The organism is Corallococcus interemptor, from assembly GCF_003668875.1.
Classification (GTDB): Bacteria; Myxococcota; Myxococcia; order Myxococcales; family Myxococcaceae; genus Corallococcus; species Corallococcus interemptor.
Genome location: NZ_RAWM01000055.1, coordinates 17,239 through 32,680, shown reverse-complemented (window position 1 = coordinate 32,680; position 15,442 = coordinate 17,239). Strand labels below are relative to the sequence as shown.

The following is a 15,442-nucleotide window of genomic DNA, read 5'->3' as shown; positions in this document are numbered from 1 at the left end:
ATTCTCATGAATGGGGACAGAGGAGCGCCTTATTGGCAGAGCTTCTCGACCAATTTGATCCGCACAGCACCGTCGACGTTCGGATCGTTGGTCTGGTCGCCGATGGCGATGGTGCCGTTCGTCGTGAAGTTGTTCCGCGTGAGCTTCGCGACACCGTCAACGCTTACCGTCGCCACCTTGTCGGTGTTCACCGCCAGTTCGTAGACGTGGTACGCGCCATCGGTCACGGCGAACGCCGAGGACTGGGTGTCATCCCCCCAGCCAATCGCCGCGCTGTCCAGGTAGATCATCTGCGAGCGATCCGTTGAGTTGCCAGCCGGAGGAGCGAAGGTCCCCAGGATGGCCGCGCCGCTGTCGAGCTGATTGTGGGTGTTCACAGACTCGACCTGCATCGTCACGCGAAGCTTGAACGGCTGCGTTCCGTCAACGGAGTTCGGTCGCGCGATGAGCAACTGACCACTCGTTCGGCCACCGCTGTTCGTCGACGTCGCGAGGCGCACGTAATCCTGACCATACGTAAGCGTGCTCGGCGCCTGCGTGTACGCCGTCCAGCCCTGCGCCGCGATGTCGGTGCCGCCGACCAGCAGCGGAATGCTCTCGCGCGGAGACCACGTCGTCGTTGACGTCGCTGGCGCGCACACCTCACAGGCATTCGCCGGGTTCGGCGTGCCCTCGTCATGGAGCGTGCCGCCGATGAAGCACTTCGAGCTGCACGCGCCGGTCGAGCAAACCTGTCCCGTCCCGCACGCCGTCCCGTCCACGAGTGGCGTCCACTCGGTCGCGTACAGCTCGGGCCGGCACTGCTCGCATGCGTTCGCCGCGTTCAACGCCCCAGACTCGACCTGCTGGCCGGCAATCCGACAGACCGCGACGCAGGCACCGGCCTCACAGGCCTCGGTGGCCGTGCAGGCCTGGTCGCACCCTCCGCAGTGCGCCGGGTCGGTCGCGGTGGTCACACAGGTGTCGCCGCACTGCGTGGTGCCCTCGGTGGTGCACATCTCCACGGACGCGTCGGGTGTCCCGCCCGGGTCGGGGGAATCGTCACTACACGCGGCAAAGAAGCCGAGCACGACCACACAGGAGAGAGCGACGGAGCGAATGGAGATCATGACTGTAGGTGACTTTCCGCCCGTGTCCCGGATCGCGGGGAGGCTCCACGGCATCTTCGCTCGAATCGCGAAGGAACGGTCATTTCCATCCGCTCGGACTCAACTCCTCGCATGGACGGCATTCGGAAATTTCCATCAAGAAAGTATAGGAGTTCCACTGACCATCATGAATGTCCTCCCGGAGCGCCAGTCCGCACGCCCAATGCGCGCCTCTCCATCACGTCCCATTCGAGTCTGTGCCGCGGTGCTTGGCGCGGGGGCGCTTGCCTTGCTGTGGCAACCGCTGGGATGCGTGAGCTCAAGGAGAATGGGCCCTGATGCGGTCCGCCATCCAGACAGGCTGTACAAGGGAGAACGGCGTCTGCTGCCTCTGTGTTACAGCCCTTGTGAGGATCGCTGGGAGGACGCGGGCGGCTATTTCTGTCACTGCCCGCCAGGGTTGGAACCCCCTGATGAGAGGATGGAGTAACGGCAACGATAGATGCAGTGCGTGATGATTCGCATTAGAGCCCCAATTCCAAGCCGATGCCTGGGGCCATGGACCAGAGCGTCTTCCGGCCCTCCGTGCTCGGGTACCACTCGCCGACCAGCTGGGCGCGGAGGAACTCCAGGAAGGTGATGCCCACGAGCCCCTGGACCACCGGCCGTGAGCAGGCGGTCACATGGCTGGCGCCGCTCGTCGGGCAGCTGATCGTGCCGTATTGGTCCTTCGCGCTGAACAACCATCCGGCGCGAAGGGCCAGACGGCTTTGTGAGAGGAAGGTCTGCTCTGAGCGGGGCTGGAACTCGAGCCCCCCCGTCAGCGCCACGCCAAACGGATCGCCGCTGCTGCCCGAGGAGAAGACGTCCGCGAGGCCCCGGAACCCGAGCGCACCCGCGAACCGGAGCCCGGACGACAGCGGCATCGCGGAGGCTCCGACGCTCAAGCCCACCTCGCTCGTCGTGGGCCCCATCGTGATGTGCAGCGAAAGGCGCTGGGGCTCATAGCTGATGCTGTCCACCGCGAGCTTGCTGGCGAAGCGGACCGTCGGCTTGTCGGCAGCGGGCTGAGCCGCCGCGAGCCGGTGGGCGGCGTCCCCCAGCGCATGGCGGATGCGCAGGACGGCGAGGTCGCCTCGGCCCTTCGGCACGCCCAGGTCCTGGAAGCCGAAGCCATACGCCCCCAGCAGCCGCATCGAGTACGACAGCTCCGACTCGTCCTTGCGCTGCTTCCATTCCGGCCATTCGCCAGGCTGGAGGCCGGGGACCCTGGGCGGCGGCTGTCCCGCGAGGGCTCGGTCGCAGTGCGTGTTGCGCCAGGCACCGGCGGGAGCCGTCACTTCGGGCCTGCTGCACGCGTCGTAGAGCTGGTCCAGGGACATCTGCAACAGCGCCCGGAAGTCCGCCAGCGCTTCGCCCTGACACACCTGCTCCGCGCTGGGGAGTGCGTCATAGACGGCGCTCATGCAGGCGAAGGGTTGCCATCCGCCAATGCCATCCATCGCCGCCGCGCGGGGCTCTTCCGACGGCGTCCGTCCTTCCCGGAACGCGTCATCCATCATCCGGCGGGCGTCATACATGCCCAGGTAGAAATCAAAGACACGGAAGCTTCTTTCAAAGAAGCCCAGGAACGCGAACAGGGGCGCACCGGCAGCGGGGAAGTGTCGGCGGGGTAGGGTGAGGCGTTTGGCGATCTCCGGTTCTTCCTCCAGGAGCATGGCCAGCTCCTTCGAACGCGCTGTGTCCACGAAGGTGGCCAGGAGCCCCGCGAGGGTCGCGGGCAGGGACGTGGGACTGGCATCCGCCTGGGCAGGGGGCGCAACCGGGTACTCGGTCGCGTCCGGATCGATGAAGGCGAACGCGATACCGGGAGGCGTCGTGCGCGTGTCGGGCTGGGGAATCGGACGCCATTCCAGCTTGCCATCCGCGGTCTCGCGAAGGCCATCTCGCGCGAGTCCCACGGCCAGACGCAGGGGCGTGTTGTCGAAGACGCCGCCATCGATGAAGAGATCTCGCTTCGCCTCGGAGGGCTGACATTCCCCGGGCTTCGCGGAGGCCTTCGGCGCGCAGGTCCGCAGCGGCTGGGGCGGAAACGCAATGGGGAAGGACATGGACGCGAGCAGCAATTCGCGCAGGTTCGCGAAGGGGATTTCACCGTGTTCGTCCGTCTCCAGCAGCAGCTCCAGGCGCCGGCCCTCGCGCGTGGTGTAGTTGGTCGCGCGAGGCGGCCGATCCTTGCCACGCCCCTGGATGCGAATGGCGAACTTCTCCTCGAGTCGCGGCAGGTCGAGCCGTCCGTTCGCCGCTTGAAGGGCACGGGGCGACAGGCGCGTCGTCGAAACTCCGATCACCACGTCGCAGGCGCGATCCAGGCCTTGATTCCAAGCCTGTTCGATATGGGAGGCACGTCGTTCCAGCGCCTCTCGTGAGAACACGCCGAGCGCCGTCGTCGAGGTTGGGACGAACAGGTCGTTGAACCCGATGGGAACCCAGATGTCCCAGAACAGCGACTGGCCTGGCGTGGACGCATCCACGCCACAGGTCGCCATGATCGCCAGCAAGGCATTGAGGCTTCCCGCGGAGGCCCCCGTCACGAGCCGCAGGTCCACGGCGCGTTCTCCTTGTGACGATGTCCCCGAGTAGTACAGGAACCCCGCTTCGTATGTCCCCAGGGACACACCGCCGCTCACGGTCAGCGACACGGCCTTGGGCGCCGGGGATTGGAGAGAGGGGAGGGCCTGGGCGCTCGCGGTCGAAGTGAGCAGGAGCAGTACGCAGGCGACGCATGACTTCGCGGAGCTGATCATTGAATGTGGCTCATTCCGCTGGGTTCCACGGGGTGATGGATTCAAGAGCGCCGGAAGACCAATTCATCCCCTGGCTGCTCCGGGTGCCATCCCTTTTCGAGCGCGTCGTTGATGACCTCCTTGACGAGCCCCGGAGCGATGATTGTTCCGTGCTCCACCCAGGTCACCATGCGCTGGCCATGCCCTGATTCATGTTCCACGACGATGCCGAGCCCGGGCTCATCGTTCGGCGCCACTGTCCAGCGATAGTTCAGATCCCCAACGACAATGCGCCGCGTCCCTTTGCGCCTCAGTGTCATGGGTGCACCGGGTGTTTGTTCTGAATGGCTCGTTTGAAGACACCAAGGGTCTGTTGGGCACATCGGTCCCAGGTGAATCGGGCGGCTCGTTCGCGCCCCAGTTCCATCAGGTTCCGGCGCAGGTTCTCGTCCCTGAGAACGCGCAGCGTTGTTTCATGCCACGACTTCACATCGTCGGGCGGAACTCGCAGTGCCGCTTCGCCGACGACCTCCGGAAGTGCTGTCACATCCGCCGCAATGACAGGGCACCCGGATGCCATGGCCTCCAGCGCGGGCAATCCAAATCCCTCGTACTTCGACGGCAACAGCAACGCCGTCGCAGCCCCATAGAACAACGGCATCTCCGACTCAGGCAGTTGCTCCAGGTCGATGACGTTCTCGTGCAGTCCCACTTCGTGCGCCACGGCTCCCTTGCCCGCGAGCAGCACCAGCGGCACCGGTAGGTCCGGCGCGAACTTGCCCAGCATCGCCAGGTTCTTGAATGGCTTCGCGTTGCCCACCACCGCGATGTACCGCTCCGGCAGTTCGTGCCGCTCCCGGAACGCCTTCGCTTCGCTCGCCGTCGGCGGCTGGAACCTGGAGTCCACTCCGTTGTGGATCACCTGGAACCGGTACGGCGACATGTTCAGGTACTTCCCCAGCTCCTCCCGGGAGAAGTCAGACACCGTTATCAACGCCGTGGCCAACCGCGCCCGCGGCCCCACCACGGCCTTGTAATAAATCGCCTGCACCGGCGTGTACTGGTCGGCCAGCGCCAGGTGGTTCGCGTCGTGCAACGTGGCCACCAGGCGGCCCGGCCAGAACAGCGGCAGCGAGAACGACGTCGCGTGGAACAGGTCCGGCTTCAGCTTCGCCAACTCGTAGGCCAACAACGGCTGCTCCGTCGGCGACAGATACCCGGCCCTGGAGCGGTGCAGTGGAATGGTCGGCGTCAGCTCGCCCAGGTCGTCTGGCAGGCCCTTCGCTGGCACCAGCGCGGAGAACTCCAGGTCCGGGGCCAGGGCGGGCAGACGGCGCGCCAGCTCCAGCGCGTACCTCGCGATGCCGTGGAGCTGGCCGCGCACCATTCTCAAATCGAGCAGGACAGATGGCACGCTCCCTGGCCTACCACACGCAGCGCCGCGCCAGTGGTACAAGGCCCCCGTGAAGGTCGCCCTCGTCCACGACTGGCTCGTCACCCACCGCGGCGGAGAACGCGTCCTCGACGCCCTCTGCGAACTGTTCCCCGACGCGGACCTCTACACCCTCATCCACCAGCCAGGCAGCCAGTCCCCGCGCATCGAGAACCGGCGCATCTCCACGTCGTTCCTCCAGCACATCCCCGGGATCCACTCGCGCTACCGGCACTTCCTGCCGCTGTTCCCCCGCGCCATCGAAGCCCTTCGCATCACCGGCGACTACGACCTGGTCCTGTCCTCCAGCCACTGCGTCGCCAAGGGCATCCACGCGCCTCCCGGCGTGCCCCATCTGAGCTACGTCCACGCTCCCATGCGGTACATGTGGGACCTGTTCGACGAGTACTTCGGCCCCGGCCGCGCCCGCCTCCCCGTGCGCGCCGCCGCGCTCGCCGTGCGCCCCTACCTCCAGCACTGGGACCGCACCTCCACCCAGCGCGTGGGCCGCATCGTCGCCAACTCCCAGCACATCGCCGGGAAGATCCGCCGCTTCTGGGACCGCGACGCCTCCGTCGTCCCGCCGCCCGTCGAGCTCGAGCGCTTCACCCAGGTGCCGCTCGAAGGGGGAGGGCAGGGCGGCTACTTCCTGTGGCTCGGCGCCTTCGCTCCGTACAAGCGCCTGGACGTCGCCCTGGAGGCGTTCCGCACCCTGGACACCCCGTTGTGGGTCGTGGGCACGGGGCAGGAGGCGTCGCGCCTGACGTCCGGGCCGCTTCCGCCCCACATCCGGTTCCTCGGCAACGTGCCCGACAGCGCGCTCCCCGGCCTCTACCGCGACGCCCGCGCGCTCCTCTTCACCCCGGAGGAGGACTTCGGCATCACCCCCCTGGAGGCCCAGGCCACCGGCCGCCCCGTCATCGCCTTTGGCAAGGGCGGCGCCCTGGAGACCGTCACTCCCAGGACGGGCCTCTTCTTCCCGGAGCAGACCCCGGCGTCCCTCGCCGCCGCCGTGCGCCAGTTCGACGCCTGGGAGCCGTCCTTCCGCCCCCAGGACGCCCGCGCCCAGGCCGAGCGCTTCAGCCGCGCCCGCTTCCAGCAGGCCATCCAGGCGGAGGTGGAGGCCCTGCTGGGCATGTCCCCGTCCTCCCCAGCGGTGTGACAGCGCTGTCCGCGCCGTCCCCAGTTTCCCGAGGCCTGCCTGCCCGGTGCGCCGGGGGATGTCCGATGCCCTCCGGTGCAACCCATTGGTTTCACGGGAAAACCCGTGCTAGGACCCCGCGCCGGGGGAGGGGCTCGGGCGCTTGAGCGCGCCCGGGGCTCAGGGTGCGTGTCTTGCATCCGACGGACGGTCCTCGTCCCCCGTCAGGAGTCATCGCGGTGTTTGGTCGCCTGCAGCGCTTCTACACGTCCATCAAGGTCGCCGCCGACGCGGGGATGCTCGGGGTGGCGTTCGTGCTCGCGTACTTCACCCGCTTCAGCGGCGTGTTCCCCGTCACGGAGGGCATCCCGCCCCCGGGTGAGACGTTCGTCTCGCTGGTGATGGTGCTCGTCATCTTCCCGATGACGTTCCAGCGGGCCCGGCTCTACGCGACGAACCGCGCGCGCTCGCACATGGGCGAGCTGTTCGAGCTCTTCAAGGCCACCATCACCGCGACGCTCATCCTGGTGGCGGTGACGTACTTCATCCGCGAGCGCTACTCGCGCCTCACGCTGGCCATCTTCGTCGTCTACGCCTTCACGCTCATCGCGCTGTCGCGCATGGTCATGCGCCACCTGCTCAGCGAGGTGCGCCGGCGCGGCTACAACCTCAAGTCCATCCTCGTCATCGGCGAGGAGGAGCTGGGGCTGCGCACCATCGAGACCGTGGAGAGCCACCGCGAGCTGGGCTTCCGCGTGACGGGCGTGCTGTCACTCAAGGAGGAGAAGGTCGGCCAGTGGGTGGGCGGCGTGCGCGTGGTGGGCCACGTGGGCCAGGTGGAGGCCTACCTGGATGCCCATCCCGTGGATCAGGTCATCATCGCCGTGCCGCTGGAGGACCAGGCGCGCGTGAAGCCGCTGATGGAGCAGCTGGCGCTGCGCACCGTGGACGTCAAGGTGGTGCCGGACCTGTACCAGTACATCACCCTGTACGGCGGCCTGGAGGAGTTCGGCGGCCTGCCCATCATCAGCCTCCAGGGCGACCCCATGGACGGCTGGAGCCGCGTGGCCAAGCGCGTGTTCGACGTGCTCTTCTCCCTGGTCGCCATCGCCGTCAGCGCGCCGATGATGGTGTTCACCGCGCTGCTGGTGCGCTTCACCAGCAAGGGCCCCATCCTCTACCGCCAGGAGCGGATGGGCATGGACGGGCGCACCTTCCACATCCTCAAGTTCCGCACCATGCGCGTGGACGCCGAAGCCCAGGGCGCCACCATGGCCAGCGCCGTGGACGCGCGCCGCACGCCGGTGGGCACGTTCCTGCGCAAGTACTCGCTGGATGAGCTGCCCCAGTTCTTCAACGTGCTGCGCGGCGACATGAGCCTCGTGGGCCCGCGCCCGGAGCGGCCCGTCTTCATCGAGGAGTTCAAGCGCCAGATTCCGCGCTACCACCTGCGCCACAAGGTGAAGGCCGGCATCACCGGCTGGGCGCAGATCAACGGCCTGCGCGGCCAGACGTCCATCCAGAAGCGCATCGAGTACGACCTCTATTACATCGAGAACTGGTCGCTCCTGATGGACCTGAAGATCCTCCTGCGCACCGCGCTGGGCGGCTTCCTTTCGAAGAACGCGTACTGAGCGTCGGGCGGCCCCTGACCCCAGGTGCCGGAGCCGAGGCAGGCAGGCAGACAGGGAGGGCGTGCAGGTCGTATTCGTGCGCACCCTCCTATCGGCACCGCGAAGCCGTCTAGACTGCGGGCCGACATGGGCGACAAGCTGGGATTGACGCTGGTCCGCAAGGGCCTCCTGACGCAGGCGCAGCTCGACCAGGGCATGAGCGCGCAGCTCGTGCACGGAGGCCGGCTGGGCTCCCGGCTGGTGGAGCTGGGGTTCCTCGACATCGAGACGGTGGGCATGGTGCTGGGGGAGCTGACCCGCGCGCCCGTCGCGATGGAGGCGGACTTCGACGCCGCCACCGAGGCGACGCTGAAGCTGCTCACGGCGGATCAGGCGGAGAAGCACCAGGCGTTCCCGCTCGCGGTGGAGGGCCGGCGGCTGAAGGTCGCGCTGGCCAACCCGTTGGATCTGCAGACCACGGATGCGCTCGGGTTCATCACGGGCATGCGCATCGTCGCGTACGTGGTGCCGGAGCTGCGGCTGTTCCACTACCTGAACCTGCGCTACGGCATCGACCGGCCGACGCGTGCCTTGAAGCCCGCCATTCCGCTGCCCGCGCGCCGTTCGATGTCCATGGCGGCGGTGGCGCCGATGGCCGCGGCGCAGGTGGTGATTCCGCCGCCGGCCGTGCCGCCTCCTCCCGCGCCCGTGCGCGCGGAGCCCGAGGTCGCCGGGATGTTCGGTGGGCTCGCGCCGGGACAGTTCCTCAGTGATGACTCGGAGGAGCAGGAGGCGGAGGCGGACCTGGCCGAAGCGGCCATCGTGGGCGAGGAGCTTCCGGACATCGTGATGGGTGAGCCGGTGCGGGCTCCGCCTGTCCTTGAAGCAGCCCGGCCCGCGGTGGGTCCGCCGGTCGCGCCGCCCCGTCTGGCCCCTACGGCGCAGCCTCCGGGCATGGTGGCCCGGCAGGGGCCGGTGCCTCCGCCTGTCCTGGGGGCTCCGGGGATGGCTGGGCCCGCGACGGGTGCCGTGGCGCCGGGGGGGCTCCCTCCTGGCGCTGGAGCTCCCGCGCGCGGGGGGCCTCCGCCTGGGGCTCCGGGAGCGCAGCCTCCTGGGATGATTGGACGCGGTGGGCCCGTGCCGCCGGGGACCCGGCCTTCCGCGACGGGGATTCCCACCGTGCAGAAGGCGCCGCCTCCGGGCATGCGTCCCGTCGCGCCGGGTGCGCCTGGGGTCGCGGGGCCGCGTCCGGTGGGGCCTCCGGGCGCGCCGATGCCGCCGGGGATGGTCCGGGCAGGACCGCCGCCGGGTGCGCCGGGCATGCCTCCGGGAGCAGCGCCTCGGCCCCCGCCCGTGATGATGGCTCCGGGAGGCCCGGGGCCTGTTGCCCCGGGACAGCGTCCTCCGAACGCACCTGGGGTTCCGGGGGCCGGGGCTCCTCCGGGTGCGCGTCCGATGGGGCCTCCTGGGGTTCCGGGCGCCGTGCCGCCGAATGCCGTGCAGGGACGGCCTGTCGTCCCTCCTCCGGGTGCACCGCCAAGGCAGGGGCCTCCGTCTGGGACCGTGCCGCCGGTGGCTGTGGGTGCGCCTCCTCCCGGAGCTCCGCCGCAGCGTCCTGCCACCGTGGGGCCCGTCGCAGTGCCTCCGCCGGCCGCGATGGCTCAGGCTCCCGTGAGTGCACCGTCGACGGTGCCTCAAGGAGCCGGTGCCCCCATGGGCCTTGCGCCAGACTCAGCGCAGGCGGCCCCGGCTTCGTCCGGTAATGCTCCGCCGCCGGTGGCTCGCCGTCCGTCCGGTGTGACTCCCGCCATTGCGGCACCCACCGCGAAGGCGCCGGCGGCCAGCGGCCCGGTGTCGGATCTCGGAGGCGAGTGGGCGGACGCATTCACGGATGCCCCTTCCGCGAAGCCGTCGGCTCCAGTCGTCGCGGCCGCACCGTCGCAGTCGTCGTCCTTGTCCGAGCTGGTGCTGGATGCCGAGCTTCTCGACGACGCCGACGTCAGCCCGAGCCCCGCGTCGCCCGTCGCAGCCGCAGCCGGGAAGGCACCCGAGCTCACTGCAGTCCTGACCGGGGATGATCTCTCCGACGACATCCTCGAAGACGCGGGCTCCGTCGCCGCGCAGCCGGCCGCCGCCGACGCCACGGATGTCCTCGATGTCGAAGACGTGATGTCCGCCGAGCCGCACGAGGCCAAGGCCACCGACGCCACGGATGTGCTCGACGTCGAAGACGTGATGTCCGCCGAGCCGCACGAAGCCCAAGCCGCAGATGTCCTCGATGTCGAAGACGTGATGTCCGCCGAGCCGCAGGAGGCCAAGGTCGCGGACGTGCTGTCCTTGGAGCCGCAGGTGGCCAAGGCCACCGACGTCACGGACGTGGTGTTCGCCGCGCCGCAAGAGGCACAGGTCACTGACGACAGAGCTGCCGACAATGCCGTGGCCGTGATGTCCGCCAGTCCGGAACAGGCTCCGTCCACTCAGGCCAGGGACGCCCACGCGGATGCGGCCGTGGTATCCGCCGCGCCTCGAGAAGCCCCGGCCGCGGACGTCACGGACATCCTTGATGTCCAGCCGGACAGCCTCGAAGCCGTGGCCGTGATGGCGGCCGAGCCACAAGCAGCCAAGGCCACCGACGCCACGGACATCCTCGATGTCGAGGACGCAGTGCCCGCCGAGCCGCAAAATGCACAGGCCTCCGAAGCCAAGGAGGCTCACCCGTCTGCGCCCGCGGATCCGCAGGTGGCCAAGACCCTCGACGCCACGGACTCGATGCCGGCGGCTTCGTCGGAAGCCCATTCCATCCCGGAGGCGGAACCTGTCTGGGACGCCGTACCCGGTGCCCCCTCGACGGAGGTGACGGGCGCGCCCGGACAGGCGCCCATCCCCGCCACTGTCGCCGCGAAGAACGACGCGCCGGTGGAGACGATGGAGTTCGAGCCCCTTCCGGAAGCGCCCCTCGCGGGCGAAGCCGCGAAGCCGGACGCGTCTGTCATTGCCACTCGGGACGCCGAAGCCGACGGACTCGAATTCAGCCTGGCGGGAGACTCGCAGAAGCCCTCCGTCTCCCCAGAGGCCGAGTCCTGGCAGGTCGCCGCCGCGCCGAAGTCCGACGCCGTGCTCTCGGCCCCCCCGGAGTCCGACGTCGCCCTCGTCGCCAATCCCGACGTGCCTCCCAGGGCCAGCCCGGAGGCCTCACCCGAAGCCGGCGCCGAGCCCGTGCCTCTCCCGAAGCCGCGCCTCGTGGTCCCGCCTCCGGCCCCGGCCCGCGACCGGTCGCCCATCACGCTCGACCTGTCCACCTCCTCCGAGGAGCCCATGCAGCTCGCCTCCACGTGGGAGTTCGTGGGCTGGCAGGGCGGCGGGGAAGGGGAGGGCTCCGTGGGCCACGCTCCGGAGACCACCTGGGCGGACCGTGTCGTGGACCTGGACGTCCCCGCCGCGGCCCCCACGGCCTCCGAGGACGGCGTGGCCCTGGCCTCCGCGTGGGAGTTCATGCAGCAGCCGTGGCAGCCGGAGGCCGCCGCGCAGATGGATCCCGCCCAGGCCCTGCTCGCCGCCGCCAGCGCTTCCACCGACACGCCTCCGGACGGTCCCGCCGTGACGGCGGAGCAGGTCCTCTCCGCGCTCGACACGGCGGACTCGCAGGGCATGGTGGGCAAGGTGCTGCTGGCCTACAGCGCGGGCCGCTTCCGCCGGGCCTTCCTGCTGGGCGACAGCTTCGGCCTCGCGCGCGTGGGCCGCGCCTGGGGCCCCGGCTGCGACCGTCCGGAGGTCTCCGCGCTCAAGGTGGACCTGGACGCGCCGTCCCTCTTCACCTCCGCGATGAACGGCCCCAGCCCCAGCGTCTTCAGCGCCCCGCAGGCCCCTCAGGACGAGGCCATCTTCTCCGCGCTGTGCGGCGAGTCCGAGTCCCACCTGCTCGTCTTCCCGCTCCACTCGCGCGGCCAGCCCGTGGCCTTCTTCGTCGCCGAGCACGGCCCCGCGCCCCTGGAGGTCGCCATGCTGGAGGAGCTGGGCCGCATCGCGGACCGCGCCGTGGAGATCTGCACCCGCCTCCACCGCTTCCCCTGAAACACGAAACACGAAGGGCTCCGGAGCCATCAGCCCCGGAGCCCTTTTTCACGTCACGTCACGGCCGCGCGTCAGCTGCAGCCCGTGGTCGTGCCGCAGTTCGTGCACTTGTAGCAGGCGCCGCTGCGCACGGTGATGGCGCCGCACTGGTGGCAGGGCGGGGCGTCCGCCTGGTTCAGGTACGTGCTGCGCGAGTTCATCGCGGACAGCTGCAGCGTCCCCACCTGCGCCGGCACCGCCGCCTGCGTCACCGGCTCCGGACGGGCCTCCTCCACCGGCGTCACCTCCACGTCGTCCGCGCAGGGCTCCGTGGGCAGGAACTTCAGCGACAGCCACCGGAAGATGTAGTCCGTGATGGACTTGGCGATCGGGATGGCCGGGTTGCCCGTGAAGCCGCTCGGCTCGTAGCGGGTGTGGCAGAACTTGTCCGCCAGCACCTGGAGCGGCACGCCGTACTGGAGCGCCAGCGACACGCTGGTGGCGAAGCTGTCCATCAGGCCGCTCACCACCGAGCCCTCCTTCGCCATCACGACGAAGAGCTCACCCGGCGTGCCGTCCTCGTACATGCCCACCGTCAGGTAGCCCTCGTGGCCACCGATGGAGAACTTGTGCGTGATGGACTGCCGCTCGTCCGGCAGGCGGCGGCGCAGCGCCTTGGGCTCGGGCATCACCGCGGGGGGGGGCTCGGCCACCACGCGCTTCGCCTCCGGGGCCTTGTCCTGCGACGTGTTGAGCGGCTGCGTGCGCTTGCACCCGTCGCGGTACACGGCGACGGCCTTCAGGCCGCTGCGCCACGCCTCGATGTACGCCTTCTCGATGTCCTCCACCGTGGCGTCGTTGGGCAGGTTCACCGTCTTGGAGATGGCGCCGGAGAGGAACGGCTGCGCCGCGGCCATCATCTCGATGTGGCCCATCCAGTGGATGCTGCGCTGGCCCTTGGACGGCTTGAACGCGCAGTCGAACACCGGCAGGTGCTCCGTCTTCAGGTGCGGAGCGCCCTCGATGGTGTCGTGCTTGTCCAGGTACGCGATGATGTCCTGCGCCTGCGTCTGCGGGTAGCCCAGCTTCTCCAGCGCCAGCGGCACCGTCTGGTTGACGATCTTCAGCATGCCGCCGCCGACCAGCTTCTTGTATTTGATCAGCGCGATGTCCGGCTCGATGCCCGTGGTGTCGCAGTCCATCATGAAGCCGATGGTCCCCGTGGGCGCCAGCACCGTCACCTGGCTGTTGCGGTAGCCGTGCTCCATGCCGCGCGCCAGCGCGTCGTCCCACGCCTCCTTCTGCGCCGAGTGCAGCTCCTCGCTCACGCCGGCCACGGGCAGCTGGTACGCCGCCTTGCGGTGCTTGCGGATGACGCCGAGCATGGGCTCCGCGTTGTTGCCGTAGCCCGCGAACGCGCCCTGGCGCTCCGCGATGCGCGCGCTCATCGCGTACGCCTCGCCGCACATCAGGGACGTGATCGCACCGGCCAGGTTGCGGCCCGCGGGGGAGTCATACGGCAGGCCGGACGCCATCAGGAGCGCGCCCAGGTTCGCGTAGCCCAGGCCCAGCGGACGGTAGTCGTGGCTGTTCTTGGCGATGCGCTCGGTGGGGTAGCGGCTGAAGCCGACGATGATCTCCTGCGCCAGCAGCACCACGTCCACCGCGTGCTTGAAGGCGGCCACGTCGAAGCCACCCTCCAGCGTGCGGAAGTGCATCAGGTTCAGCGACGCCAGGTTGCAGGCCGAGTCATCCAGGAACATGTACTCGGAGCAGGGGTTGGACGCGTTGATGCGCGCCGTGCCGGAGCACGTGTGCCACGCGTTCACCGTGGTGTCGTACTGGAGGCCCGGGTCGCCGCACAGGTGCGCCGCCTCGGCGATCTCGCGGAACAGCTCGCGGGCCTTGTAGGTCTCCATCACCTGGCCGTCGCGCACCGCGCGCGTCTGCCACGGGCCGTCGTTCACCACGGCCTTCATGAAGTCGTCGGTGACGCGCACGGAGTTGTTGGAGTTCTGGAAGAACACCGACCCGTAGGCCTCGCCGTTGAAGGACGGATCGTAGCCCGCCTCAATCAGCGCCCAGGCCTTCTTCTCCTCGTTCGACTTGCAGCGGATGAACTCGAGGATGTCCGGGTGCTCGGCGTTGAGGATGACCATCTTCGCCGCGCGCCGCGTCTTGCCGCCGCTCTTGATGACGCCCGCGAACGCGTCGAAGCCGCGCATGAACGACACCGGGCCGGACGCCGTGCCGCCGCCCGCCAGCAGCTCCTTGCTGCCGCGGATGGAGGACAGGTTGGAGCCCGTGCCGCTGCCGTACTTGAAGAGCATGCCCTCCGTGCGCGCCAGCCCCAGGATGGACTCCATGTTGTCGTCCACGCTGTTGATGAAGCACGCGGAGCACTGCGGGTGCTCCTCCACGCCCACGTTGAACCAGACGGGCGAGTTGAACGCCGCCTTCTGGCGCAACAGCAGGTGCGTCAGCTCCGCGTGGAACGCCTCGCGGTCCACCGCCGACGCGAAGTAGTGCCCCTCCTCACCCCAGCGGGTGAGGGTGTCCACCACGCGCGCCACCAGCTTGCGAACGCTCGTCTCGCGCTCGGGCGTGCCCGGCGTGCCCCGGAAGTACTTCGACGCCACGACGTTCGTCGCCAGCATCGACCAGGACTTGGGGACCTCGATGTCCTTCTGATCGAAGACGACCTTGCCGTCCTCGCCCTTGATGCTCGCGCTGCGGTACTCCCACGCCAGCTCGTCCGCCGGATCCACGCCGGGCGTCGTGAAGAAGCGCTCCACGGTCAGCCCCGTGGAAGCCGTCGCCGCCTTGCCCTTCGCACGTCCTCCGCGCCGCGGCTCCCTGCCACCCACCGCCGGCTTCCCACTCAGTTCCTTCTCCATGACGCCCACCTCCAGATTCACTGAGAGTGCTGATGCAAAATTTGCAAAATGGCCAACGCCGCGAGATCCCAGGGGATCCGTTGATCACTTCCAGGCACAGGGGCGGCAGCGTTGGATGGGTCGGGGACGGGCGGAAACCCGGGGATACACCCCTGGACTCCGGGCCCGGGCCTGACTGCCCACCTGCCGGGGGGGCGGATCCATATGATCGCTGGTGGGGTCCGTCAACATCACCCACGCCCCAATATCTAGTGTCAGAGTGCTGCTTACACACTTCATTTGGTGGGCATTCCGAGGCCGTCTGATCTGCGCCCAAGGCTGATCTAATAACCCTTCCCCGGGTGGCAATGGCTGCTGTGACTGGCAACGTATCGTCATGGCCATGCAAAACCGGGGATGCCGCGAGGGGGGCCTGTCCAAGCGCTTGTGATCACT

Annotated in this window: 8 protein-coding genes; 3 read left to right on the top strand and 5 right to left on the bottom strand. The window is 68.9% G+C overall.

Annotated features, from left to right (window positions below; all coding sequences use genetic code 11):
- Positions 1 to 29: 29 nt before the first annotated feature.
- From D7X96_RS20430 to D7X96_RS20415, 4 genes are all read right to left on the bottom strand, one after another.
- Positions 30 to 1,109 carry a hypothetical protein gene (locus tag D7X96_RS20430; RefSeq protein WP_121770506.1) on the bottom strand — a complete coding sequence of 360 codons (1,080 nt, stop codon included), beginning with the start codon at positions 1,107 to 1,109 and terminating at the stop codon, positions 30 to 32.
- Between the two features lie 503 nt (positions 1,110 to 1,612).
- Positions 1,613 to 3,895, bottom strand: coding sequence for a patatin-like phospholipase family protein (locus tag D7X96_RS20425; protein WP_120549333.1), 2,283 nt, complete (start codon positions 3,893 to 3,895; stop codon positions 1,613 to 1,615).
- Positions 3,896 to 3,936: 41 nt separating this feature from the next.
- Positions 3,937 to 4,194, bottom strand: a complete 258-nt coding sequence (locus D7X96_RS20420; RefSeq protein ID WP_147442782.1) for a hypothetical protein — start codon at positions 4,192 to 4,194, stop codon at positions 3,937 to 3,939.
- Positions 4,191 to 5,261: a glycosyltransferase family 4 protein gene (locus D7X96_RS20415; RefSeq protein ID WP_244219665.1), complete on the bottom strand. Its 1,071-nt coding sequence runs from the start codon at positions 5,259 to 5,261 to the stop codon at positions 4,191 to 4,193. The genes D7X96_RS20420 and D7X96_RS20415 overlap by 4 nt, the downstream gene beginning before the upstream one ends.
- A 76-nt stretch (positions 5,262 to 5,337) precedes the next feature.
- Here D7X96_RS20415 and D7X96_RS20410 point away from each other — a divergent pair, with 76 nt between their 5' ends.
- The 3 genes from D7X96_RS20410 to D7X96_RS20400 all read left to right on the top strand — a co-directional run bounded on the left by D7X96_RS20410 (position 5,338) and on the right by D7X96_RS20400 (position 12,131).
- Complete coding sequence (locus tag D7X96_RS20410) at positions 5,338 to 6,468, top strand: glycosyltransferase (RefSeq protein ID WP_121770503.1); 1,131 nt, start codon at positions 5,338 to 5,340, stop codon at positions 6,466 to 6,468.
- Between the two features lie 218 nt (positions 6,469 to 6,686).
- Positions 6,687 to 8,081, top strand: a complete 1,395-nt coding sequence (locus D7X96_RS20405; RefSeq protein ID WP_120549330.1) for an undecaprenyl-phosphate glucose phosphotransferase — start codon at positions 6,687 to 6,689, stop codon at positions 8,079 to 8,081.
- A gap of 126 nt (positions 8,082 to 8,207) precedes the next feature.
- A complete protein-coding gene (locus D7X96_RS20400; RefSeq protein WP_121770502.1) occupies positions 8,208 to 12,131 on the top strand; it encodes a GspE/PulE/PilB domain-containing protein in 3,924 nt (1,307 codons plus the stop codon).
- A gap of 71 nt (positions 12,132 to 12,202) precedes the next feature.
- Here D7X96_RS20400 and D7X96_RS20395 read toward each other — a convergent pair whose 3' ends face one another.
- Positions 12,203 to 15,007, bottom strand: a complete 2,805-nt coding sequence (locus D7X96_RS20395) for a vitamin B12-dependent ribonucleotide reductase (RefSeq protein ID WP_121770501.1) — start codon at positions 15,005 to 15,007, stop codon at positions 12,203 to 12,205.
- Positions 15,008 to 15,442 lie beyond the last annotated feature (435 nt).